The sequence below is a fragment of the Marinomonas sp. MED121 genome (assembly GCF_000153025.1).
GTDB lineage: Bacteria > Pseudomonadota > Gammaproteobacteria > Pseudomonadales > Marinomonadaceae > Marinomonas.
Map to the genome: position 1 here is coordinate 92256 of NZ_CH672431.1, position 26099 is coordinate 118354.

The 26099-nt window shown below is 43.0% G+C and carries 21 protein-coding genes and 1 pseudogene; 16 read left to right on the forward strand and 6 right to left on the reverse strand.

Annotation, left to right across the window (positions count from 1 at the left end):
* The first annotated feature begins 195 nt into the window (after positions 1-195).
* Both ugpC and MED121_RS12015 read left to right on the forward strand, forming a co-directional pair.
* Entirely contained in the window at positions 196-1299 is a 1104-nt protein-coding gene (ugpC, locus tag MED121_RS12010) for a sn-glycerol-3-phosphate ABC transporter ATP-binding protein UgpC (RefSeq protein ID WP_009833969.1), read from the forward strand.
* A gap of 81 nt (positions 1300-1380) precedes the next feature.
* Positions 1381-2136 (forward strand): GntR family transcriptional regulator, encoded by a 756-nt coding sequence (locus MED121_RS12015; RefSeq protein ID WP_009833970.1) that lies wholly within the window; start codon positions 1381-1383, stop codon positions 2134-2136.
* A gap of 109 nt (positions 2137-2245) precedes the next feature.
* Here the strand turns inward: MED121_RS12015 and MED121_RS12020 are convergent, their stop codons facing one another.
* The 3 genes from MED121_RS12020 to MED121_RS12030 form a co-directional block, all read right to left on the reverse strand.
* Positions 2246-3895, reverse strand: a complete 1650-nt coding sequence (locus tag MED121_RS12020) for an ATP-binding protein (RefSeq protein WP_009833971.1) — start codon at positions 3893-3895, stop codon at positions 2246-2248.
* The gene (locus MED121_RS12025) at positions 3892-4980 is read right to left on the reverse strand and encodes a DUF4297 domain-containing protein (protein ID WP_009833972.1); all 1089 of its coding nucleotides are present in this window, start codon (positions 4978-4980) and stop codon (positions 3892-3894) included. Before MED121_RS12025 ends, MED121_RS12020 begins: the two co-directional genes overlap by 4 nt.
* Positions 4981-5202: 222 nt before the next feature.
* Positions 5203-5550 (reverse strand): hypothetical protein, encoded by a 348-nt coding sequence (locus tag MED121_RS12030; RefSeq protein ID WP_009833973.1) that lies wholly within the window; start codon positions 5548-5550, stop codon positions 5203-5205.
* A gap of 454 nt (positions 5551-6004) precedes the next feature.
* On the opposite strand from MED121_RS12030, the gene MED121_RS12035 reads away from it, so the two are divergent.
* The 7 genes and pseudogenes from MED121_RS12035 (at position 6005) to MED121_RS12065 (ending at position 15325) form a co-directional block, all read left to right on the forward strand.
* Positions 6005-6658, forward strand: coding sequence for an ABC transporter permease (locus MED121_RS12035; protein ID WP_009833974.1), 654 nt, complete (start codon positions 6005-6007; stop codon positions 6656-6658).
* Positions 6659-6692: 34 nt separating this feature from the next.
* Positions 6693-7874, forward strand: a complete 1182-nt coding sequence (locus tag MED121_RS12040) for an ABC transporter ATP-binding protein (protein WP_009833975.1) — start codon at positions 6693-6695, stop codon at positions 7872-7874.
* A gap of 12 nt (positions 7875-7886) precedes the next feature.
* Positions 7887-8633, forward strand: a complete 747-nt coding sequence (locus MED121_RS12045) for an ABC transporter permease (RefSeq protein ID WP_009833976.1) — start codon at positions 7887-7889, stop codon at positions 8631-8633.
* 152 nt (positions 8634-8785) lie between these two features.
* A complete protein-coding gene (locus MED121_RS12050; protein WP_009833977.1) occupies positions 8786-9673 on the forward strand; it encodes a glycine betaine ABC transporter substrate-binding protein in 888 nt (295 codons plus the stop codon).
* A 170-nt stretch (positions 9674-9843) separates the two neighbouring features.
* Complete coding sequence (locus MED121_RS12055) at positions 9844-10641, forward strand: type 1 glutamine amidotransferase (protein ID WP_009833978.1); 798 nt, start codon at positions 9844-9846, stop codon at positions 10639-10641.
* Between the two features lie 86 nt (positions 10642-10727).
* On the forward strand, positions 10728-12095 hold the full coding sequence (locus MED121_RS12060; RefSeq protein ID WP_009833979.1) for an MmgE/PrpD family protein: 1368 nt from the start codon (positions 10728-10730) through the stop codon (positions 12093-12095).
* 87 nt (positions 12096-12182) lie between these two features.
* Positions 12183-15325, forward strand: a pseudogene (locus MED121_RS12065) (FAD-binding and (Fe-S)-binding domain-containing protein).
* On the opposite strand, the gene MED121_RS12070 reads toward MED121_RS12065, so the two are convergent.
* Together MED121_RS12070 and MED121_RS12075 are read right to left on the reverse strand one after the other, a co-directional pair.
* A complete protein-coding gene (locus MED121_RS12070) occupies positions 15322-16158 on the reverse strand; it encodes a twin-arginine translocation pathway signal (protein WP_009833982.1) in 837 nt (278 codons plus the stop codon). The pseudogene MED121_RS12065 and the gene MED121_RS12070 sit on opposite strands and share 4 nt — an antisense overlap.
* 102 nt (positions 16159-16260) lie before the next feature.
* Positions 16261-17238 (reverse strand): GlxA family transcriptional regulator, encoded by a 978-nt coding sequence (locus MED121_RS12075; RefSeq protein WP_036180624.1) that lies wholly within the window; start codon positions 17236-17238, stop codon positions 16261-16263.
* Positions 17239-17459: 221 nt separating this feature from the next.
* Here MED121_RS12075 and MED121_RS12080 point away from each other — a divergent pair, with 221 nt between their 5' ends.
* A complete protein-coding gene (locus MED121_RS12080) occupies positions 17460-18350 on the forward strand; it encodes an alpha/beta hydrolase (protein ID WP_009833984.1) in 891 nt (296 codons plus the stop codon).
* Positions 18351-18494: 144 nt separating this feature from the next.
* The gene (locus MED121_RS12085) at positions 18495-19403 is read left to right on the forward strand and encodes an amidohydrolase family protein (protein ID WP_036180412.1); all 909 of its coding nucleotides are present in this window, start codon (positions 18495-18497) and stop codon (positions 19401-19403) included.
* Here MED121_RS12085 and MED121_RS12090 read toward each other — a convergent pair.
* A complete protein-coding gene (locus MED121_RS12090) occupies positions 19400-19990 on the reverse strand; it encodes a TetR/AcrR family transcriptional regulator (RefSeq protein ID WP_009833986.1) in 591 nt (196 codons plus the stop codon). The genes MED121_RS12085 and MED121_RS12090 overlap by 4 nt on opposite strands.
* A 165-nt stretch (positions 19991-20155) precedes the next feature.
* On the opposite strand from MED121_RS12090, the gene MED121_RS12095 reads away from it, so the two are divergent.
* The 5 genes from MED121_RS12095 (at position 20156) to speB (ending at position 25952) form a co-directional block, all read left to right on the forward strand.
* On the forward strand, positions 20156-20668 hold the full coding sequence (locus tag MED121_RS12095) for an HPP family protein (protein WP_009833987.1): 513 nt from the start codon (positions 20156-20158) through the stop codon (positions 20666-20668).
* Between the two features lie 341 nt (positions 20669-21009).
* Positions 21010-22488: a Na+/H+ antiporter NhaC gene (gene nhaC / locus MED121_RS12100; RefSeq protein WP_009833988.1), complete on the forward strand. Its 1479-nt coding sequence runs from the start codon at positions 21010-21012 to the stop codon at positions 22486-22488.
* A gap of 186 nt (positions 22489-22674) precedes the next feature.
* A complete protein-coding gene (locus tag MED121_RS12105) occupies positions 22675-23652 on the forward strand; it encodes a GlxA family transcriptional regulator (protein WP_009833989.1) in 978 nt (325 codons plus the stop codon).
* 286 nt (positions 23653-23938) lie between these two features.
* Entirely contained in the window at positions 23939-24829 is an 891-nt protein-coding gene (locus MED121_RS12110) for a LysR family transcriptional regulator (protein WP_242603204.1), read from the forward strand.
* A 142-nt stretch (positions 24830-24971) separates the two neighbouring features.
* Positions 24972-25952: an agmatinase gene (speB, locus tag MED121_RS12115; RefSeq protein WP_009833991.1), complete on the forward strand. Its 981-nt coding sequence runs from the start codon at positions 24972-24974 to the stop codon at positions 25950-25952.
* Positions 25953-26099 lie beyond the last annotated feature (147 nt).

Sequence of the window (26099 nt, forward strand, 5' to 3'; positions counted from 1 at the left end):
CCCTAGGGGTACAACAGTTTGTAGGCCAATACGTGACAGATTGGAACTCAGTATTATCTGCACTCACTATGGCCATAGTGCCTGTGCTCGTGCTCTATACCATTTTTTCTCGACAGCTAATCCGCGGCTTAACCAGCGGAGCGGTCAAATAACGCACGCTTTTTCATTTTAACTTTGACCGTTGGAGACTAACTCATGGCAAGTGTAAAACTCGATAATATTCAAAAACGATTTGGTGATGTGCAAGTACTACACGGCATAGATCTAGACATTAAAGACGGCGAATTCGTGGTACTCATAGGTGAATCTGGCTGTGGTAAATCCACCCTATTACGCCTACTTTCTGGCTTGGAAGAAATTACAGAAGGCGACCTGCATATCGATGGGCAAAGGGTGAATCATCAATCCCCAGCCCAGCGTGGCATCGCCATGGTATTCCAATCTTATGCGCTTTATCCGCATATGAGCGTGTATAAAAACATGGCCTTTGGTCTCAAGATTGCCGGACAAGATAAACAAGCCGTCAAACTAAAGGTAGAAGAAGCCGCCAAGAAACTAAAAATCGATCACCTACTAGAGCGACTCCCAAGGGAGTTGTCCGGTGGCCAAAGACAAAGGGTTGCCATTGGCCGTGCCATAGTGCGTGATCCTAAGGTGTTTTTATTTGATGAACCTCTGTCTAACCTTGATGCCTCATTAAGGGTTAAAACCCGAGTTGAGCTGGGTAAACTGCATCAAGAACTTAACGCCACTATCGTCTATGTCACCCATGATCAGGTCGAAGCCATGACCTTGGGCGATAAAATAGTCGTGATGAATCAAGGACGTATAGAGCAAGCTGGCACACCTCTTTCACTCTATCATCATCCTAAAACTCAGTTTGTCGCAGGCTTTATTGGCTCCCCTAAGATGAACTTTATCTCGGCTCAGGTCACATCAATTGAATCAGATTCTGTACAACTTATGTTAGAATCCGGCCCGACAATTCGTGCCGCTATCGACGGCCAAACGCTGAAACTCGCCGACAAGGTGGAATTAGGCGTGCGACCAGAACATTTTGTATTAGCCACAGATGAAGAAAACCAATTCCAAGGTAGCGTCTCACTCGTCGAAAACCTAGGTGAGCTTGCTTATGTCTATGTGAATACAGGTCAGAATGCTGAATCAGATATTGTCATTAAGCTAGATGGCGATTGCCAATATCAAGCTGGAGACAGTATTCGTTTTGCCGTCGCCGCCGCAGATACCTACTTGTTTGATAAAGCAGGTATGGCCTTGCCAAGGCTAAACAAAGCATAAGCGTTAAAAAGAAAAATGGTCATCCCTTAGCAAAGTGTTAAGGACAAACCACTGTTAGTAACCCGTTTAGGAAGTCAGAGTATGAGTCAACATCGCGTAAATTTACTTTTCGGCCTTGGAGATGACTTAAAAAAGACAGGTGTCCCCCTGTATATGCAATTGAAGAAGGTGATTCAATCATCGATTCAAGAAGCCAGAGTACACCCAGGTGATGCGCTCCCTCCTGAACGGGACCTAGCAAAATACCTAGATGTTTCACGTGTAACCGTAAGACGCGCCATAGATGAGCTCGTTAAAGAAGACGTGCTCACCCAAAGACAAGGGGCAGGCACCTTTGTTAGCGATCGCGTCGAGCAGCCGTTAAATCATCTGCGTAGCTTTACCGAAATTATGAAAGACAGAGGCAAAAGCATTTCGACCAAATGGATTGATAGATCCCTTGGAATGCCTCAGCCAGAAGAATGCCAAGCTCTAAAATTAGATGATAATGAAGAAGTGGTTCGCTTTTACCGCCTTCGTATCGCCGACGGTAAACCTATGGGGTTAGAGCTAGCCACCATTCCAAGCCGCTACATACTTAATCCTTTTGCGATGGAAGGCTCTTTATACGACTTGCTACAACAGCAAAACTGCCGCCCGACCCGTGCATTCCAACGCTTACGCGCCATCAGCATAGATGAACAACGGGCTCAGCTACTCGAAATCAACCCCCATGATGCCGCCCTTTACATCGAACGAACTGGGGTTAACGCCGAAGGTACACCGGTCGAGTTTACTCGCTCTTGGTTCCCGGGTGATTGTTATGACTTTGTCGCAGAAATTCACGCCACGGTTTAGTTTTTATTAAACCCAGAATGGTTTAGGTAGGTGGTTTTTATACCCCTACTTACTCTATAGAACCTAAGATAAATGTGAACAGTAAAAGTGTGAATCGATAGAGCTATATTTAAAATAATGCAGCCTGTTGGTATAAAGGCATAATTTGTTGGTAAACTTCCTCATAAAGACCCTCTTTTAACAAACTATATTTTTCAGTCATAGTCAGTATTTTAAGTTCATCAGTAGTTCTCAAAAATGCAGCTGAACCGATAATGAGTTGGTTATTATTTGAAAGACCGTCAATACATAAGTCGAGAATTTTTTTTGCTGTATTTGGATCAGGGTCTTGCTGTTTCGGTGAATCAATTACCACAGGAAGCATTGGATTTGTCGACTTATCCTCTATCGTCTTAAGAAGAGCATAGTGATAAGCCAATATAGCTCTTGGAGCACGACTACCTGTTTCACTCTTAGAGATAGGACCATATTGAAGAATAGTACCAACTTTGGGGTCTTTAATACCTAACTCAGTTTGCGCTAACTTCAACGACTCTTTGAATTTTTCATTAATTTGCTTGGTTCGCTTTTTATTATCAAACTCTGCAATTTCTTCCGCTAGCTTGGTTCTAGCAACATCTAACTTACCTATTTCTTGAAGTAGTTCATTAATCTGCTCATCAAAAGTGAGCTCAACTTGTTTACTTGCTTGAGATTTAATAACATCTTGAAGAGTCAGTTGCTCTTTGACTTCCTGAAGCATACCTTTAAGCTCAGAACTTAACCTTTGAGCATTTTTCAAATCATCTTTGATGCCGGTAATACTCTCGTCATATACTGACTTTTGTTCATACATTTCAGGGATTATTTGCAATAACTTATCTCTATTCTCAAGCACCGCATATTTGGCATCTAAATCTCCCGAGGAAGATAAAGTATCGATGCTATTTTCTTCAAGCTGTCTTTTTGATTCTTCTATCTCTGTTACTAATTCATCACGTAGAGATAAAGCTTCAATTAGCCTAACTCTGTATTCTGTTTCTTCTTGATGTAAGTCTTGACACTTTCGAAGGAAACGCTCTAAAAGCTCTTCATAATATTCAACATCGACATCAAAAAGTACTCTTCCAAATGATTCTTCAAAACGCTTCTTGGCTGCTTCTAGAGCTTTTAAAGTGTTTCTAATTTCTTCTAGGTCGATATCAAGTAAATTGATCTTTCCTTGAAGTTTATAATATTCCTTTGGCTTTACACCTGCATGGAAGTTTAAGATATTTTTCTGCCAATCTTTGTACATTGCTAAACTGCTGAATGAATCTAGAATCTTTCCCCAGCCACTATCCTGATCAATATAGAAAGGAAGAAAAAGGCTTGCTGGCTGTGCTTGCCCTTGAGACAAGTTACTCTTAGTAACAAGCTCTAAATTGAAATCAAAAATATCTCTTATAGTTATAGAAATATCTGTTCGTGAAATAGAACTAACTAAGAGCTTTTGTTTTTCTGTTATATCGAAAATAGAAATACGTTTTTCATGGCGAATAAAAGCATAATCACGTTTATTAACACAAATAATCACTTTTGAAATAAAGTTATCATCCTTCCATTTTTTGTCCAAACGCACATCCGCCCCTAATGTGTGATAAAGACTCTTAATAAAACTAGACTTACCAGTATCGTTTTCACCTGTAATTATATTTATGCCTGATGAGAACTCGAAAAAGAACCCTTTCTTATCGCGAAGTGACAATATATGAACACTTTTAAAGTAAATCCTTTTCATATCTCACCTCCTTCTAATAACGTCTTAATTATTGAGTAAACAACGATACATTCTTTCTTTCCTAACTTTAGAGCCAATGTATAATCCGGACTAAGTTCATCAATTTTTTGCATGATTTCAGCTACATATAATTTTAAATCCGAGCTAAGCTTTACCTCGTCATAGAGACTCACTGCATACTCAAGATATACAATCGATGGGTTCTTTGTATTTCGATTAAGGTCAATACAGACTTGTAAAAACGCTGCTTTTAAAGGGATAAGCTGAATAGATGTTTTACCAAGATCACTGAATAAAGCTTTAGCCATTTCCCAATCAGGCCTCATACTGTTACTGGCATTCAACGAATCAAGAACACCATTAAATGCTAAGGATGAGAAACCTTTTCGAGAAATCAGGTCCGTAAAATCAATAATATCTGCTGACTTTACCTTAGATTTTTCTCGACACTCTCGCTCAAGTAATGAAACTAATACATTAATACTCAAGCTAGAGCTATCGCCAAATTTCTTACTCAGAAAATCACATAACTTACCTTTTAAGTGCGTAATATGATCCTCTAAGCTTAGTGAGGATTGAACAAAATTCATCACAGAAAGATCAATACGAGCATCATCAAGCTTTACTTGATCTCTCAACGCTTGCTTAAAACTAATCTGATACTCATCCTTTATTTCATTCGCATTAAATGAAGACTTTCCTCCATTTTGCTCACACAAATTAAATGAAGCATTTGTTACGAACATAAGCTCAGGTGAATAATCAGAGAAGTTCCTTTGATGAATAAATAGCTTGCCAACGATCGAGACAGGCTTTGCTTTAGTACTGCTACTAAGAGAGGATGCAGTCCAATGTGACTCTCTAGTTTTTATCTGTGCAAAAGTAAGTTTTTGGGGAATAGCTTCATCATCTAGAATAAGAACATCATCATGATATTCAAAGATAAACACATAATTCTTACCATCCAGTTCATATTCCAGCATTTGAGATAACGCCCAACAAGTTTGATAATCAAACCCTCGTTGTGCAATCTCACCACCTCTTTCAGACTGGGGAATACTAATCAAAGCTTCAGCTAAACCCATACATTCCCTTATGCTTTGCTAAATAGCAGAAATTCGAGACAGCCATTCTAAAAAAGATTAAACATAGAATCACCTGAATAAAGTTCACTTCGTTCATTTTTAAGCGTTTTTATGATGAGAAGGGAGCTTTCTCTAAATTTAAAACTATTTTGCAGAATATCATTGCATTAGATCATGCTTATAGCCATTGAGAGGCTGAAAGCATCAAAATGGCTGTATTTGCTAGCTTTCCAGTTTCTTCAGCATATTTAGATTTGTCCTCAAAACTTTAAGCTGTTGCTCCGCATTTATAGAGTATTCGTTTCCTTGCAATACAATAGTTCTAGCTTCAACTGGATAAAATAAGCACCTTGTAAGGCGAATACAAGTTTCAAAGACTGTTTCTGCAATTTGATAGCAGAGATCACCACCAAAATTACCTCTGAGAATATCACCAGAGTAATTAAAGGCATTTAAAATTTCTGACTTTTCAATACTTATACTGATGTCACCCTCCAACTTGCAACCGATAAGATCATCAAAAAGATCCGCCCTTGCAAGATCACTATATTTTTTATCTATTTCTTTCACACCTACTCCTTGAAAGCTAGCATTTTAATGATACTGTTCTTGATTCCTACTTACACTTAATAGCACAACTACTTCGCACAACCAATGTAACTAATTGATTCTACATAGTTTTAAAGCTTACACAATAACAAAGTATTTCAGTCTTATTCATACCTTATCAATTTTAAAAGCTAGCGGTATATCCACTCACAACCCTAATTCACCGTTCCTGCATTATTAGTTGCCTCTAGACCACTCAACATCCCCAACCACCCGCTCTTACTCTTCCCTCTCAAGTGAAAACTAGCAACTAAGTTTAACTTAGGTATTATGTGCGCCTCGTAAAACTGATGTCGCTTTTTTCATCAAAAATGTCGTATTAGTTTTAAAAAATGGCGGTTAATTCCCCTAATCTGGTTATGACTGAACGGGTTTCAGTCTTATATAACGATCGCTAGTTATTCTGAGGAAGAGCATGGAAATAATTAATTTTCTATTTCAAAACCAAGAACTACTGCTTAAGTTAACGATTGAGCATATTTCCTTGGTCGCTGTCGCAGTGGGACTGGCTACTGTCACGGGTGTACCTATCGGTATCGCCATCACTCAAAATGAAAAAATGGCCAATATAGTCCTCTATATTGCTTCCATCATAATCACGATTCCATCTATTGCCTTGTTCGGTTTGATGATCCCAATATTGTCCGTTATCGGCCAAGGGATAGGCTACCTGCCTGCTGTGATTGCGGTTCTGCTTTATTCACAGCTCCCTATTATTCGCAATACCTATACGGCGATAAACAATGTTGATCCTGCCTTGAGAGAAGCCGCTCGCGGTATCGGTATGAACCCTATGCAGCGTTTAAGAATGGTCGAAATCCCCTTAGCGACGCCGGTCATTATGGCGGGTATTCGTATCGCTGTGGTGATGAACATAGGGGTTATGGCCATTGCTTCTTATATCGGTGCTGGCGGTCTAGGCGTATTGATTAGCCGTGGCATATCACAGAGTGACCCAAGACAACTTATTGCCGGTGCTATCGCCGTTAGTGTGTTGGCGATTATCGCTGATTACTCCCTCATGTTTTTACAGAAGAAGCTGACACCAAGAGAGAGTGCCCAAGCCTAATCCCTGACTTCATCGCTTATTGAGATTAAATAAAATGATAAAAATAGATAATTTAACCAAGATATTTGACACACCCAACGGCCCAGTAACCGCCGCGAACAATATTCAAATGGAAGTCCCTGAAGGGGAAATCTGTGTCCTGCTTGGCCCTTCTGGTTGCGGTAAAACCACCACACTTAAGATGATCAACCGTATCGTGCCGCCCACATCAGGCAAGGTTTACATCAATGGTGAAGACACGACTGGCTTAGACACTGTGAGCCTGCGTCGCAACATAGGTTATGTCATCCAACAAATTGGCCTCTTCCCTAATATGACGATCGAAGAGAACATCGCCATCGTCCCTAAGCTTTTAGGTTGGGAAGCGAGCCGCTATAAAAAGCGTGCCGCTGAGCTTTTAGACATGGTGGCACTGGATCCGTCCGTTTTCCTAAAACGTTATCCAAAAGAGCTGTCCGGCGGCCAACAACAACGTATCGGTGTTGCCCGCGCTTTGGCCGCTGATCCGCCAGTTATGCTAATGGACGAGCCCTTTGGCGCTATCGACCCGATCAACCGAGAGGTGATTCAAGACGAGTTTTTGAAGATGCAAAAAGTCTTGAACAAAACCATCATGTTTGTGAGCCACGACATAGATGAAGCGGTGAAAATGTCGAACCGTATCGCTATTTTCAAAGACGGTGAGCTGATCCAATACGATACTCCCGATGATATTTTGGCTCACCCGAAAGACGACTTTGTGAAAAACTTTGTGGGTGATGACAGAGCTCTAAAACGCTTACGTCTAGTTAACGTTGAGCAAGTGATGGAGCCGCCTATTTATGTGTCACAAGCCGACAGTTTGAGTGATGCTTTTAACAAGATGGAAGCCTGTGGTTATTACCATGCCATCACGCTGGTGAATAAGGCGAAACAACCTATTGGTTTTGTCAGCAAAGAAGCAACTCAAACAAGACAAGGACAATGTGGCGAGCACTATCTTGGCCTTAAATCCATTATCAGCATTGATGATGATTTAAGAAAAGTTGCATCAAAAATGTTTACCCATGACATCACTTGGATGCCCTGTGTCGACAAAGAAGGCCGCATGGTTGGGCAGATTACTCAAAGAGGCATTACTCACTATCTAGGTGCGACTTATCGTCGTGATGGTTACCAAGCCAGCGCAGAGCAAGCCCCTCTGGGTGATGACCTTGCCACTGCGATCAAAGCCTAAGAGGTGTCTCACATGAAACAGGCAGCGATGAAACAGCTCTCGTTTAAAAGATACGGCTACTTCTTTGGCATCTTGATCGCCTTTTGGCTTGGCTCGGTATTTGAAGCCAATGCGATTTTCGAAGAACTTTGGGAGTATCAAGAAGATGTGGTTTACCTTATCGGTCAGCATATCGAAATGGTCTTGATCTCTGGCGTGATTGCGATTGCCTTGGCCATTCCTATCGGCATTATTTTAAGCCGCCCGAGGTTTGCCAAGGTGGCAGAATCTGCCATGCAATTGCTCAATATTGGTACCACCATTCCGACATTGGCCATTCTTGCCTTGGCCATGAGCTTTTTAGGGATAGGCACACTGCCCGCCATTTTTGGTCTGTGTATCGCCTCTTTATTGCCCATAGTGCGCAACACTTATATCGGTTTAAACGAAGTCCCTGCACACCTTAAAGAAGCCGCAGCTGGCATAGGTATGACAGCTGGGCAAATGCTCATCAAGGTTGAGATACCCAACGCTTTGTTTGTCATCTTTGCCGGTATTCGTACCGCCTTGGCAATCAATGTGGGTACAGCACCATTGGCTTTCTTGATCGGTGGTGGTGGCCTAGGTGAGCTTATCTTTACCGGTATCGACCTAGATGAACCCTTCATGATGTTAGCAGGCGCCATACCGGTTGCCATGCTGGCTGTACTTGTCGATGTGCTGGTTGCAGCCATCGCCTTTTTACTCGTACCAAGAGGAGTGAATCCCTTAAGACGTTAGTCACTAGGCGCTGCCATTAGAGCATGGTTATTAGTCATTTCTATTAGAGATTTCTATTAGAGAGTTCTTTTAGCCATTTCGATTAAGTAGCCGCCTCACACTTATCAATTAAGAAAAGTAAAACAACAAAAAAACAAACGAGGATAGAGTCCATGTTGAAAATCGTAAAAAAACTTGCCCTAACCCTAGCGCTGCCTGTTTTGGCTGCAAGCTCGATTAACGCATCTGAGATTGTCATCGGTGGTAAAAACTTTACCGAGCAACAACTTCTCACAGAGATCACCACCCAATACTTAGAAATCAAAGGATTTGATGTGGAAAAGCGTGCCGGCATGGGCAGTACTGTGCTGCGTAAAGCACAGGAAAATGGTCAAGTGGATCTTTACTGGGAATACACAGGTACCTCTTTGTTGAACTACAACAAGTTCAAAGGCAAGTTAAACCCTAATGAGGTTTATCAAAAGGTAAAAGAACTAGACGCGAAAAAAGGTCTGGTTTGGTTAAACGCCTCGTCTGCTAACAATACTTATGCCCTAGCCATGCGTAAAGCCGATGCCAACAAAGCCGGTATTCAAAGCTTGAGCGATCTTGCTGATGCGGTAAACAGTGATGCGGATTTACAGATTGCGGTAAACGCTGAATTCTATGCCCGTGATGACGGTTTTAAACCACTGCAAAAAGCCTATGGTTTTAAGATGAAACGTAAAGACATCAAACGTATGGACTCTGGCCTTACCTACACGGCACTAAAAGAAGAGCAGGTAGATATTGCCTTGGTATTTGCCACAGACGGCCGTATCCAAGCCTTTAACTTTGTGACCTTAGCGGATGATAAAAACTACTTCCCTAACTATGCCCTAACGCCAGTTATTCGTGCTGATACCCTAGCGGCTAACCCTGCCTTAGAAGGCCTTCTAAATAAGCTTTCTGGCATGATTGATGACAACATTATGCGTGATCTAAACGCGCGTGTTGATGTGCTACGTATGCCGATTGAACAAACTGCGAAAGAGTTCTTAGCAGGTGTTGGCATTCAATAAGCGCTTTTATCAGTGATAAAGAGCGCACTAAAGAAATCTTTAGCGAAACGCTAAAAAAGAAAGAAAAAGAGCTCTGCATTAGCCAGGCTTTATAGGCTAATGCAGAGGTTTAACCACACTCTGCCAAAGCTCGCGTTTAATAAGATAAGCGCGAAAACGGAGTTCTTTTTATGACACACCTTCTTATCATCGAAGGCAATAGCCCTGAGTTATTAGAGAAAATGGCGCAAGCTGGCCAACTGAGTGATTCACAATCTTACTCGGCTGCATTACTGGCTTGCCAACCAGACTTGAGCATAGATTTTTTCCAGCCTTATCATGCTGATTCAGATCTCACCAAGCTTTCTCTTGATCAATATGATGGGGTGGTTTTTACCGGCTCTAGCGTTAACTGGTCGGTGGATGAACCAGAAGCCGCGCCCTTAAGAGAGACCATGGAAAAAGTCTTTGCCAATGGCATTCCTACCTTAGGTTCTTGCAACGGCATGCAGCTCGGAGCTGTGGTACTAGGTGGCGAAGTAGCGAGCTCTCCTAACGGGAGAGAATTAGGCATGGCGAAAAATATTAAGCTGACTGATGCGGGGGCCAAACACCCGATTCATCAAGGCCGCGAAGATGACTATGCCTGTAGCTGTGTCCATAGGGATGAAGTATCTAAATTGCCAGCTGGCGCCATACTCACAGCAGGGAATCAACACTCTCCCGTGCAAGCCTTTGTCTATGAAAGAGACGGCATTCAATTTTGGGGCATGCAATATCACCCAGAGTTAAGCCCAGAACGTATTGCCGAACTCGTCGCAGGAGAAGGCTTGTTTAATACCGATCCAGAACTTGCTGAGCATCTAAACAAGGTGGCACAAGACAGTGAAAGCGAATCAGTCGCTGCTTTGGGAATCAAGCCTTCAGATCTTGCGCCTAAGATGCGTATGCGAGAAATAGATAACTGGCTCAAGATGATCCAACCTTAACCTCGAAGCCATAGCTCAAAAAAATAGCTCAAAAAAAGTAGCTCATAAAACCTCAATCAAACTGAAAGATTTAAAAGTGTATTCCTATGGAACAGATTAATCAGTTCATCCATACCTTAAGATTCGAAGACCTAAGTCAGCCTCTTATTAAACAAGCCAGTGATTGCTTGATTGATTTACTTGGGGTTGCAGCAGCAGGCCATGACACCAAGCTGGCCAAAATCATGGAAGCCTTTGTCAGTGATCAAATGGCAGGCTCTGTACCCCTACTGTTTTCTGATAAAAGTGCCAGTGTTAGTGGCGCTAGCCTCTTTGGCGCTAGCTTAATTGACAGTATCGATGCCCATGACGGCCAAGTCTTAACCAAAGGTCATGTGGGTGTGGCTATCTTGCCGCCTTTGCTGGCGCTCATTGCTGACTCGATCGAAAAAGGCCAACCCCTTGATGGCAAGGAACTGATCACCTGTTTGGTAATAGGCTATGAAGTGGCAACCCGTGCGGGTATCGCCCTGCATGCCACTGCGCTGGATTATCACACCTCTGGGGCTTGGAACAGTATTGGGGTCGCTGCGGTGAGCGCCAGATTACTAAAGCTGGATCAACACCAAACCCGTGAAGCCTTAGGAATTGCTGAGTTTCATGGTCCAAGAAGCCAAATGATGCGCTGTATTGATTACCCAACCATGGTCAAAGATGGGTCTGGTTGGGGCGCATTAGCCGGAATAACAAGTAGCCTCTTAGCCAAGGCAAACTTCACTGGCGCACCAGCAATCACCTTAGATGCGGATACCCTCTCAAACTCACCAGAACAAGCACACGCTGTGACCGAAATATGGCAAGACCTTGGCCGTCGCTGGTACATAGAAGAGCAATATTTTAAGGCTTATCCTGTGTGTCGTTGGGCACAGCCTGCAGTAGAAGCAATACGTGCAATCCAAGCAGAAACGCCTTTAGATCACACCCAAGTTGAAAGCATAGAAATCGTCTCCTTCCATCAGGCTAAACGCCTGCATGTGACTAATCCCAGTACCACAGAGCAAGCCCAATACAGCCTGCCCTTCTCGGTTGCTTCAGCCATTATGGATAACGAGGTTAGCCCAGAATCCATTAGCGAAACTGACCTTGGTCTCTTTAGCCCAGAGCGAATTGCCTTGAGTGAAAAGGTACAAATCAGTGAGAGTGATGACTATAACGCTGTGTTCCCCGCAGAGCGTTGGGCCCATGCCATCATCACCTTAAAAAATGGAACAAGGCTAACGTCCCCAGGCTCAATTGCCAAAGGTAACCCAGAAAACCCACTCACGGACCAAGAGATAAAAGAGAAGTTTTTCAGACTTTCAAGCACTCGACTTAGCTCTGATCAGCAGTCTCTTATCTTTAGCATGTGTGACAATATGGCCGCCCTTGATCACAAGCAATTAAAGCAATTCCTAAGCTTACTCAGAGTTAACTAAGCGTCTATTGTCTTGGCTCTGTATGAAGCAATACGGAGCCAAGACATGGCTTCTCATCACCTCTTATTCTTCATTTAGAGTCGAATTATGATCCCTAAGTTGTCTAATATCACGCCTGTCCAGTCTCTCTATCTAAGTTTTATTGAGCGCCTAAACGCCGATGGCTTTGCTGGTGAGACTAACCCTGACTATGCTAACCGCGTGGTGTTATCCACAGACAACTCCATTTATCAAGTACTCCCTCAAGGGGTTATTTATCCCAAGTCTGTGGCTGATATTCAATTACTGACTCGCCTTGCCCACCTTGAAGAATTTCAATCCATTGTCTTAAGCCCAAGAGGTGGTGGTACGGGCACTAACGGTCAGTCATTAACCGATGGCTTGATTGTGGATTTATCCAAGCACATGAATCAGGTGCTTGAAATTAACGCCGAAGAAGGCTGGGCCAGAGTTCAAACTGGGGTGGTAAAAGATCAGTTAAATGCAGCAGTAAAAGAACATGGACTTTTCTTTGCGCCAGAACTCTCCACCAGTAACCGTGCAACCATAGGCGGCATGATTAACACGGATGCCAGTGGTCAAGGCTCTGTCATGTACGGCAAAACCCGTGATCATGTCCTTTCGCTTGATACCGTATTACTTGATGGTACGCTTATTAGCTCTGGTCCTATTTCTGATGAGACGCTGGCTGAAGAAAAACAACGTGAAGATTATGCGGGCCATATTCACCGTGTGGTTGATGATGCCTTTAACCACAACCAAGCTAAAATCGATGAGATTTTCCCTGAATTAAACCGTTGCCTTACAGGTTATGATTTAGCCCACATACGTGATGAGAATAAAGCCTTCAACCTAAACTCGGTACTTTGTGGCTCAGAAGGCACCTTAAGTTTTTTATTGTAGAAGCCAAGGTTAACCTACTTAAAATCCCAACCTTTGCTACCTTGGTCAACATTCGTTATGACAGTTTTGAAGGCTCGTTACGTCACGCTAAGGATCTACTAAACGCCGCACCGACTTCGATTGAAACCGTAGACTCCCGTGTACTTGGCCTTGCCAAAGACGACATTATTTGGCACTCAGTCGCTGATTTCTTCCCTGATGAAAGCGGAGGTAATGCAGGTAAAGAGCTTCAGGGTGTGAACTTAGTTGAGTACACAGGTAACGACCAAACTGAAGTAGACAATCGAATTAAAGTCCTGACGGATTTATTAGATGCCGCACTCACAGAACCTAATAGCAAGATACTGGGCTACACCTTGGCCCAAGGTCATGAGAATGTGAAAAAAATCTGGGCCATGCGCAAAAAGTCAGTTGGCCTTTTAGGTAATGCCAAAGGCGAAGGTCGCCCGATTCCCTTTGTTGAAGATACAGCAGTACCGCCCGAAAACTTAGCTGACTTCATTATGGAGTTTCGTGCCGTACTCGACACCCATGATTTAAGTTATGGCATGTTTGGCCATGTGGATGCCGGGGTTTTACATGTACGTCCTGCTATCGATATGAAGGATGAAAAGAACGAAGGCCTGATTCGTGACATCACAGATAAAGTGGTTGCCCTTACCCAGAAATATGACGGTCTTTTATGGGGTGAGCACGGCAAAGGGGTTCGTTCTGAATACGCGACCGAATTCTTTGGTGAACTTTACCCTGTGATTCAACAGGTAAAAGGCGCGTTTGATCCGCACAACCAGCTAAACCCAGGCAAAATCGCCACCCCATTCGACCTCTCGAAAAAAGAGCGTGTTGAACTATTAAAGATCGATGAAGTACCGATGAGAGGCCAGTTCGATCGTCAGATTCCTCTGGTTAATCGTGATCAATTTCAAGCCGGCATGTACTGTAATGGTAATGGGGCTTGTTATAACTTTGATCCAAATGATGCCATGTGCCCTTCTTACAAAGGGACGCGCGAACGTATTCACTCACCCAAAGGTCGTGCCTCTTTGATGCGTGAATGGTTACGTGGCATGAGCGAACAAGGTCTCGACACTCAAGCTGTCAGTGACAAGATAAAAGACACGCCTTTTATAGCAAGCTTCTTCCCTCGTCTGAGTAACACTTTGAAAAAGCGTCGTGGTGACTATGATTTCTCCAACAAAGTACATGAGTCCATGATGGGCTGTCTCGCTTGTAAATCTTGCGTAGGCCAATGCCCAATTAAGGTCGATGTGCCTGAGTTTAGAGCCAAGTTCCTAGAGATCTATTACTCTCGCTATTTGCGCCCCGTAAAAGATTATGTGGTGGGCTCGATGGAATATATTATGCCGACCTTAGCCAAATACCCTAATCCTTATAATTGGATGATGGAGCAAGCTTGGATCAACCGCTTCAGCGCTAACTATTTAGGCATCACAGATAGCCCGACCCTGTCTAAGCTCAATATCAAAAAAGAGATGGATAAGCGTGGCATTCGCTTCGCGACGCCTAACAATCTCAAGTCGATTGGCTTAGATAAAAGACACTCCTTTGGGAAAGGCAAGGCCGTCATCATAGTTCAAGATGCTTTTACCAGTTATTTTGAGACTCAACTGGTATTGGACACCATGGAGCTACTGACACGTTTAGGCTTCCAGGCCTTCTTAGCACCTTATAAACCTAACGGTAAGCCTCTTCATGTACATGGTTTTTTTAAGGCGTTTGAAAAAGCGGCGAATAAAAACCTAGACATGTTAGAAGAGTTAGCGGCTTATAAAATTCCATTTGTGGGGGTCGATCCATCCATGACGTTAAGCTTCCGCTCAGAATATCCAAAAGTCATTGGCGATAAACGCGAAATTCCAACCGTGAACTTGCTACAAGAATGGTTAGCAGAACAAAGTGAGCACCTTTCTTCCCTTAATCTTAGCTCTTCTCAACTAAAAGGATCTTTTGCGCTTGAAGATGAAAGCTATCACTTGTTGGCTCACTGTACGGAAAAAACCAATGCCGCAGCCTCTATCCAAGACTGGGTTAAGGTCTTCTCTTTGTTGGGTTTAGACTTAAAAGTTGAGAATGTCGGTTGTTGTGGTATGGCAGGCACTTATGGTCATGAAACAGCGAACCTTCAAACCTCAAAAGATATTTATGAGCTGTCTTGGAAAGACAAGATAAATGATGAAACCTTACAAGATCGCATTGTGGCAACAGGCTATTCTTGTCGTAGTCAGGTGAAACGCTTTGATCAAAAAGCCCTGCTTCACCCTTTACAAGCTGTACTCAAGCACCTTAAAAATAGCCGTCAGGATTAAGCAGAGATTTGTATTTGTTTAAAGGCTAATAAACTGCCATCAGCATTCTGTTTCATACCAAAACGGAAGGTTTCTGCATCCGCAAAGAAGCCATCCGTAAGTATGCTCGTATCTTGGCTACCTCTGCTTTTATAGTGCTCTTCTTGGTTGTATATCTCTTGGCATAGCAAATCCGTAAAGCATAACTGTGAGGTAACAGAGGTTTTATTCCCTTTTTTAACCTTGAAATGAACATGGGCCGTGCGACCTGGGTACCAACCGGGGAAAGTCGATTTAAAGTTAACTCGCCCCATCACATCAGTTTTCAGCACACCGCGATACCAGGTGCTTTTCATCGCGGCCTCATCACCGTTACTACAAAAGCCCACTGAGAAACGACGACTATCTAGGCTATTTGAGGTATCAGCCGAATAAATGCCTCGATTATCGCAATGCCATATTTCAACCTCATAGTCGGATACAGGGTTGCAGTCTTGATCTATGATTTGAAAACAATACATCATAGGTAGCCCACTTAGCCCTGTGGAGATATCTTCCCCTGTGGTGGTAGAGAAATAACACGGCCCTTCGGTATTACGTGGAAACAAAGATACCTGACAGGCAGCATCTTGTTTGAAAATGCTATCGCTAGGGTAATTTGCCGTGATTAAAGACGTTTTCCCCGATAGCCAGTTTCTACTTTTAATGATTTTGGGTTCATTAAGGGATTGAGGAGGATGAGAGGAAGAGGCGCCTAAGTTGCCGGATAAGCAGCCGGACAAGGTGCCGCCAAAGGCTGAAACAAAAACACCTGCACCCAATAACTTTATCGTATGACGTTTATCGTTTTGCATTTAATCTCCCCTCTTTTATTAATCATAGTCTCATTAGAAACATTATGAATAACGCTGAGCGGATTAATCATGCCAAGCGTTGAAAATGAGACCTATTCCTTATTAGAAGGTTCCTTGGCTTAAACTGAGCCGCTCTTCTCTTGGGGTGCAATTGAATTGTTTGCGATAACAGCGTGAGAAGTAAGACGTGGAGCTAAAACCACAGGCGGTGCTAATTTGTAACATGGATAGATTTGATTGCAGCACCAAATGGCGAGCTCGCTCTAAACGTAATTGCAAATAATGATTGGCAGGCGTACTAGATAAAAAGGTTTTAAATAAGCGCTCCATCTGGCGTACAGACAAGCCAACTAAGTCGCCAATTTCTTGGCATGTCAGCACCTCTTCAATATTGCTGCGCATCAGCTCTAAGGCTTTTAACAATCTAGGGTGATGGGCATGATGACGTAACTGTAAGTCCATTCTTTGTTTTTCATAAGCAGGTCGAATCGCTGGGTGAATACATTGCTCAGCCACATCTTTTGCCAGTGTTTCCCCATGCTTTAAAGCAATCAGCTGTAGCATCAAATCTAGCCCAGCTAATCCGCCAGAACAGGTCATCACATCTCGGTCTATTTCATAAAGTTCACCTGTTACCTGTAAGTCAGGAAACTGCTCAGAAAGGCTTTCTTTATTCTCCCAATGTATGGTGCATTTTTGTTGTTTAAGAATCCCTGCTTGAGCAAGCAAAAGACTGCCTGTTGAAGTCGAGCCTAAATTCACTTTTTGGCGTTTTAAGCCTCTTAACCAACTAAACAAAGCCGCATCATTTGCTTCTTGTGCGCCTATGCCTGCGACCACAAAAAGTGTGTCTAAGTCAGTCACATCATCTTGCTGTCGTGTGGGTGCGACGGGTAAACCATTACTGGCAAAAACCGTTTCATTTTGATGGCAATAAAAGTCCCAGGAATAGAGTGTTTGTCCACTAATTCGGTTTGCCATACGCAGAGGATCGACCACAGCAGCGAGGGATATCATGGAAAAATCTGGCACTAAAAAAAATCCAAAATGCTCAATACTTTTACTGCTTTTCTCTAGCATAAATTCACCCATGAATAATCAATTCAAAAAACCATAATTAAAGTAAAAACATCGACATTAAGTCGTATTTATCACCAATAATGTCGCATTATTTTCATTTATTGCAAGTTTTTTTCGCCATCATACTAATCACAGTCTGGCTGCATTCGCTTCTTTTTACCTGTTAGTGAAGGCTCTATCTGTCCTTATTTACACTATTTAAAACTTGGGAGTTTTACTTCATGATCGAACAAAAAGTTTCTTTTCACAGCGATGGTCTTGTCCTAGATGGCGCCTTCTTTACTGACGAATCAAATAACAATCCAGCACTGCCAATTGTGATCGTTTGCTCTGGCTTTACTGGCCAAAAAAACATCCACCCAGAGCGTTATGCCCGTGCTTGGACTAAAAAAGGTTTCACTGTTTTTGGTTTTGATTATCGTGGTTTTGGCGATTCACAAGGCGAACGTGAGCGCGTTATTTTAGAAGAACAAGTTCGTGATATTGCCAATGCCGTTGCTATCGTTTCTGAACGTGCCCAAGCTGAAAATCGTAAGGTTTTTGTTGCGGGTTGGGGCATGGCTGGCGGCCTAATTTTAGATGCGCTACGTATCTGTGAAGGTCAAATTGACGGCCTAGTTTCAATGAACGGCTTTTTCAATTCAGTGCGTGTACAGAAAGCCCTACGTGGCGAGCACGGTTGGAAAGCATTCAAAGCCTTCATGGCCGAAGAACGTCTACGCCTAGCGAAAGGTGGCGAGAAGAAAGGCATAGATCCTTTTGAAATTTACCCACTTGATCCAGTAAGCCGTGAATACGTGTTCACAGAACTTGTTAAAGCACCTGGCTATGGTGTGACATCTGATTTTGATTTCGCTGACTCTCTGATTAGCTTTAACCCAGAAGCTAACCTAGACGAGCGTTTCTCAAACATTCCATTATTGATCGCTCATGGTGCTGAAAACGACCTGCATCCAGTGACAGAAGCAAAATCACTTTATGCGGCTTACCCAGGCCCTAAATCTTTGTTCTTGCTAGCGAATGGCGGACACACTGAGTGGATGCTTGATGAAGACGAAAGATTCATTGAGTTCTCAACTCACATAGCTAACTGGATTGCTGAGCAGCACTAAACGCTCATCACATCCTCTTGCTTTTTAAGGGTCTCTTTCTGTTGGCTTAATGCTCTCAGAAAAAGGCCCTGTTTTTTATTAGATGCTTATCGCCACATTAAGCCTAAAATGGCCTTAAGCATAACCTTTAAGGTGATCGTTAAAATGAAAGAGACTGACAATCAAAATACTCAATTCACACCGCCTTTATGTGATGCCCCTGACCCTTTTATTACCAAACCAGATTTTGATCTACCTCTGGGTGCTATTGATTGTCACGCCCATGTCTTTGGTCCACTAGATAAATACGACTACACAGAAAACAGAAGCTATACACCGCCTGATGCGCCAGTAGGTGCTTACTTACATATGCATAAGCAATTATCCATTAGCCATGGTGTATTAGTACAACCTAGTGTGTATGGCACAGATAACAGCCTACAAACCGACACACTAAATTACTTACGTAAGCTAGATAAAGACTACAAGGGCATTGCCGTTGTCGATGCCAATATCAGTGATGAGGCGTTAGACGAACTTGCCTTATCTGGCCATGTGGGTGTGCGCATGAACCTACTCTTTAAAGGTGGGATAGAATGGGACGATGTGTGCCATTTAGCCGAGCGCCTCGCCAAGCGCAACTGGCATCTACAGTTCTTAATTGATATCGCGAATTTTGATGGTTTCGCCGACAAGATACGCCAACTCCCCGTGCCTGTGGTGATAGATCACATGGGGCATATGAACACAAGTTTGGGGCTAGATCACCCTGCTTTTCAAGACTTATTAAGCCTATTAGAAGAAGGCCGAGTTTGGGTAAAACTCTCAGGCGCTTATCGTACCAGCACCCAAGCTTGCACCCCTTTTAGCGATGTCACCCCTTTTGCCCAAGCACTGGTTAATGCCAATACCAAGCAATGTGTTTGGGGTTCAGACTGGCCTCATCCTCACTTCGATAAAGCCATGCCAAACACCACAGATTTGTTAAACGAACTCATGCAATGGGTGCCTGATGAAAGCCTACGCAATCAAATTTTAGTAGATAACCCCAAGCGCCTTTATCAGTTTGATTAAGCCAATAGGGATAAGATAAGCGCCTCATGTTGGGGGCGCTTTGCCACTAGCTTTGCCATCTCATCTTGAGCGAATTCAGCTCGTATAATCAGGCCTTCAATAAAGGTGAGTAGCATCTCTGCTTTTTCCTCTATGTCTGTCAGTGTTTTATCCAAGGCATCCTGTATTAACTGACCTAACCAAGCTTTATGATCTAAGGCTATTTGGCTGATTTTTCTGTTATTTTGTTTGAACTCAGAAAGGGCGTGCATAAACATACAGCCCTGAAAATGATCCGACATAAACCAAGCATAATGCCAATCTAAAATGGCTGATAAGCGTTGAAAGCTGGCCATTTTAGCATCTAATTTTGTATCTAACATGGCTTGATTAGCCGCATTTACTTTAGCAAACAATCCCTCTTCAAAGCGTAGATGACGTCTCTCTAGTACCGCTTCTATCAAGCCATCTTTACCACCAAAGTGACGGTAAATCGTAGTTTTAGAAACGCCAGCTGTGTCTCGAATCAGATCAACCCCCACCGCCGTATAACCCTGCTGATTAAATAAGGATTCGGCGCAATCTAAAATATCGTGTTTGGTGCTCATGTTTTTCCCTAGGGCTTGCTCAGGTTTTCAGCTAACTCTTTTAAGTCTTGATAAAATGGTACAGACCTGTACAGTTAGATGTAGTACAGATCTGTACCATAGCATACAGATCTTAAAAATAATTGTTAGTGTGCTTATTCAAAGCACACACGGTGAGGTGCAAAGATGGGTAGATTCTCAGGGGGTGGCAAGCTAGTTCCAAAGCCAGATGCAAAAGCCATTGCGACAGGTTTTATCGGTGGTTTTGTGGGTATATTAAGCCTAGCCTTACTTACAAATTGGTCTGGCTACCCTCTGCTTATGGCACCCTTTGGCGCGACCTGTGTCATTCTATTTACTGCGGCTGCAGCGCCCTTTGCACAACCTAGAAATGTCATAGGGGGTCACTTTATCAGCGCTTTAGTGGGCTTAGTTGCTCTCTACTTTTTTGGCCAAGGCCCTATTGTGATGGCATTCGCGGTGGCAACCGCCATTGCAGCCATGCAATTTTTTCGAGCAGTGCATCCACCCGCTGGGGCAAACCCTTTGGTGATTTTAATGGCAGGCAGTGCAGGTTTTGATTTTCTATTATTACCGGTTTTATTAGGCAGTATTATCTTGGTAGGTGTGGCAGCTGTGATCAACAATGCTAAAGCAGATGCCAAATGGCCGCTTTATTGGATAGGTAAAGATTCATAGGTAAAAATCGACAAGCAAGGATAAATATAAGATCAAATTAAACTTTCATTTCACAAGTAGCTTTAACTTGTCGGCTGTTTATCCAAGCCGCCGACAGCTTGTCAAAGCAATAAAGCAATCATCTACCCCAAACGCCTCCTATCATTGCAAAGCTCCTACGCCTTCTTAACCCATTATTTGTCGCAAATAGTTTTAAGCCTGTCGTGATTACGAAAGATCTTGGCGGCATGACAGCTTGGTTTAAAAAGTAAGTGAGTAAGATAAAGCCACTCACGCATTATTCGAACAGGCTGAGAATAGTGACTTGAAGTATTCTAAAAATAATAAATAGGAAGCTACCTATGAAACAAAAGACTACCACCCCAGTCACAACCCCCAGTTTAGGCGTTGCCCTAATTCCTATTGTGCTCACAATAGGTTTACTCGGCATTCAACTCTTCTACTATGATGACTTCACCCCTCATATTGCCCTTGCTATTGGTTTTGCCATTACCGCCATTGTTGGCTGGTCCCAAGGCTCTCGCTGGAAAGATATTGAATCCGGTGCCTTTCATGTACTGCATGTTGCCATGCCTTCAATTGCGACCTTAATCGTCGTGGGTATGTTGGTCAGTACCTGGATCGCCAGTGGTACAGTACCTACCCTGATCTATTACGGTCTTGAGCTAATTGACCCACAATGGTTTTTAGCTGCCAGTATGCTCTTATGCGCCGTGGTTTCTGTCTCTATCGGAACAAGTTGGACCACTGTCGGTACTGTCGGTTTGGCACTTATCGGTATAGGTTCCGCCTTTGACATTCCGGTTTACTGGACAGCCGGCGCAGTTGTCTCTGGTGCATTTTTTGGGGATAAAATCTCTCCACTTTCAGATACCACTAACTTGGCTGCTGCGGTAACTGAAACCAATGTGTTTGATCACATTAAAAACATGATGCCGACCACCATTCCCTCCATGATTATCGCCTTTGTGATCTATCTTTTTGTGGGTGGTTCAAGTGTGTCTGATCTATCTCAATTAGAGCAGATCAATAGCTTCAAACAAGGTTTGGCAGATAACTTTGATATTGGCTTCTTACCACTCTTACCTCTGGTTGTTGTGATGACTTTGGCCTTCTTTAAAGTTTCGCCAATTCCAGCGCTTTTTGCGGGCTTTATTCTAGGTGGCGTTATCGCGGCGGCGAATTATGGTTACAACTTCAATGAAATTCTGACCTATGCTCATAGCGGCTTTAAGATAGACACAGGTACAGATTCATTAAATAGCCTATTGAACCGTGGAGGTGTGACCTCCATGACTTGGGTGATAACCTTAATGATGTTTGCCCTCGCCTTTGGTGGCGCATTAGAACGTACTAGCTGTCTTGAGTCTGTTGTTGGTGCCATTATGCGGACGACTAAGAGTTTCAAAGGTCTACAAACTAACGCGATTTTGACCTCGGTTGCGACTAACGCGGTATCAGGTGATGTTTACCTTTCTATCGCATTGCCGGGTCGTATGTATGGGCCAGAATACAACAAACTAGGCTATAGCCGTCTTAACTTATCTCGTGCTATTGAAGAAGGTGGCACACTTGTTTCACCTTTGATTCCTTGGAACGCTGGCGGTGCTTTTGTAATGGGAGCGCTAGGTTTAAGTGTGGCGGGAGGTGATTATTCAGCGCTTCTTTATATTCCTTTAGCTTTTGCCTGCTGGTTATCACCTGTCATTGGCATTCTCTATGCGCAAACAGGCTGGTTCTGTAAAACTGCAGAAGAAGAAAGTGAAACAGATACTCAAGCACAACAAAGCACTAGTAATAAAATAGAAAACCCAGCTTAATCTGAGCCTTCTATTAAAACAAAAACCAGCCTCTATCTTTTTTAGGGTGGTAGGGGCTGACCTTGTACCTCGTTTCGATACCTTTGCGTATTGAACCGGGGTTTTATACCTTTATTGATCCTACAATATTGCGCCATTGAATTGGATCACCTTGCCTAATACTTATTTGCTAAGGAGAAATTAACGATGCAAATGCAATCACAAACGCCGCCAAAGACCTTTACCTATGGCTTTGTATTAGTCGAAGACTTCTCCCTATTGCCTATGACCTCGGCCATAGAAGCCATGCGTATGGCCAATCAAGTACTAGGCTTTAAAGCCTATTCTTGGTACACAATCACCCATAATGGCGCACCGGTAAAAGCCAGCGACAGTATTAGTATTTCTGCCGATTTTGACTTCAGTTCCAGCTTTAACCAGTTTGATACCATCTTTGTGTGTGCAGGCATTAATGTCGTCAAACAGGCTAACCCTAAACTGGTTCAATTTCTCACTCGTATCGAGCAAAAACACCAAAAACTCACTCTAGGCTCCCTTTGCACTGGCACTTATTTATTGGCCCATGCAGACCTGATTAAACAGTCTCGCTGCACCATACAATGGGACCATATGGAGATGTTCTGTGAGGCTTATCCGTCACTGAATATCGAAAGCTCTTTATTTGTAATTGATGACAAGCGTATCACTTGTGCTGGCGGTACCGCCGCGCTAGATATGATGCTCAATATTATTCGTAATGACTTTGGTCGAGACGTGAGTACCCAGATAGGTGAGGTCTTTCTTGCGGACCGTATTCGTAGTGAAAATGAGCGCCAAAAAATCCCGCTACAGGCGTCGCTTGGTAGTAGCCATGAATCCCTAATTAACGCCGTGAGCTTGATGGAAGCCAACACCGAAGAAGTGATAGATTTGGATTCAATCTCAGACTATATCAATGTCTCTCGTCGTCAATTAGAACGCCTTTTTAACAAGCATTTGAAAGACACACCGTCTCGCTATTATTTAAAAATTCGACTCAATAAAGCCCATAGGTTACTGACTCAAACCAGTATGTCGATTACCGATGTGGGTATTTCCTGCGGCTTTTCTACCACACCCCATTTTAGTAAGAGTTATCGCGACTTTTTTGGCATCTCACCCAGTAACGAGCGAATTCAGCAATAGGTAGACTGACTCAAAACATGAAAAAGGGCGCCAACAAGCACCCTTTTTTGTGAGTACTCTTAACACTCTATGATTAGTTTTCGAAAGGCAAGATCCCTTGGCCAAAGAGCAATTTCAGGGAAGTTTACTAATAGCAAGGTGTTGGAAAAGGTTACAAATCATTCGATTCCAAATTAGTATTGCAAAGGAATTTATATTAAAAAATATAAAAGATATTGTGTTTACATCACAAAAACTAAAGTATCTTAAAGTCAGTTTCCCGCTTCAATAAACTTGGAGAAAGCAGATGACGCAGTATTCAATGAAACATATGCACACCTTCTGTACCGTCGTGGAATGTGGTGGCTTTGTTAGCGCCCAAGCCGCACTCGGTATGAGCCAGCCAGCAATAAGTACCCATATTCGAGACTTTGAAATACGCCTAGGGTTTCAGCTTTGTTTGAGAGGAAGAAGCGGCTTTAATCTCACGGAAAAAGGCGAACTGGTTTACGCCAGATGTCGCACCATGCTCAATAACGTCTCTGACTTTGAAGCAGACCTTGGAGAGTTAAGAAACAAACTAACAGGCACATTACGCCTTGGTTTGATAGATAGCACTTTCAGTAATCCAAGCTTTCCTATCAATAAAGCCATTCAACGTTTTTTCGAACGGGATAATGATGTGTCTATCAAGCTTGAAATCCTCACACCAGAAGACTTAGAAAGAGATTTATTAAATGGACATATTCATGTGGGTATTGGCCCTTTTCAGCGCCGCGACAACACCTTAAGTTATCAATTATTAGATAAAGAAGAGCATGGCTTTTATTGTGGTAAGAACCACCCTTTATTCGCTTTACCCAGTGAAGAGATGAGTTGGGAGACATTACAAGCTTACCCAGTCTCAACCAGGGCCTACTTGCAGCAAACTGATTTACCCGGCATTCAAAACAAAGCCTATGTCTCAAACATGGAAGCCCAAGCTATCTTAATTACCAGTGGCCAGTTTATGGGCTACCTACCGGATCATTATGCTAAAACCTGGGTCGAAAAAGGCGAGATGCGTGCCATTGATCATCTTAATTTGGAGCATGAGTCACCCTTTTATCTAGCAATGAGAGCCTCCTCTTCGGTACAGAATATTGTCAAAGTCTTAGTTCAAGACATTCAAGACGTACTACAAGAAGGTAAAAATTAAACATAAAATTTTATTATATAAGCATAATAACTTTCGTATTTTTTAATGAAAGCTTCTTTGCAATACTGATTTCGACAACCTCACACAGACAATAAATAACGAGGTTCGAGTGACAGCCTTTGCTGAATAGGAGAATACGAAAATGAGTGATAACACATACGAAAGTGGCCGTTTAAACCTGCCGTTTGTTGGCTTTTGTACTTTTGCTAAAAGCCCAACCTGTGAAGACTGGGACAAAATACAAGCCGATGTTGCCTTTATGGGCGCCCCTTTTGACTGCGGCACCCAATGGCGCTCTGGCGCAAGAATGGGCCCTAGATCTATTCGTGAAGCATCAACCCTCTTCTCTTTTGGTCATGGCGGTGCTTATTCTTATGAAGAAGACATCATGTACTTAGAAGGCGTCAAAATTGTTGATATTGGCGATGCTGACATGGTGCATACCGACACAGTAAAGAGCCATGCCAATATCGAATACGGCGTCAAAAAGATGCTTGAAGCAGGTGTTCTACCTGTGACAGTTGGCGGTGATCATTCGGTCAACGCCCCTTGCATCAAGGCCTTTGAGAAGTTTGCCGATAAAGGGCCGATCCATATTATCCAGATCGATGCTCACTTAGATTTTGTCGATGAACGCCACGGGGTTAGATACGGCCATGGTAACCCTATGCGTCGTGCCTCAGAGCAAAGCTATATCAGTGGTATGACTCAGTTAGGCATACGTAATGTGTCTTCTTCGAATAAAAAAGACCACAAACTCGCTGAAGAAGCCGGCTCTACTATCCTATCGGTAAGAGATGTTCGTCGCCTTGGTTTAGAAGGTGTGATGAAGCTTATCCCCAAAGATGTAAGCTACTATATCACCATTGATATTGATGGTTTTGACCCGTCTATTGCCCCAGGCACAGGCACACCAAGCCATGGTGGTTTCCAGTACTATGAAGTAATGGAAGTACTGCAACAGGTTGCTATGCAAGGTGATGTAGTGGGTATCGACCTATGTGAAGTAGCACCAGATTATGACCAGACTGGCACTACCAGCATCCTAGCAGCACAAGTACTTTTGAACCTTTTAGGCTACATTTTCCATGCTCGTAGCCTTAAAGAAACAGCCAATAACTAAGCAAGAGGAGAATAGCCCTCTGTATTAAGCACGCCTCCAGATAATAATTTACGCATGCTCAAGGTAGTCCAACCTGAGGCATGCGCTTTTTTACACTTTTTTAACTAAATAGCATCAAATCAAAAAAGGGCCAGCGTTAAAACTGGC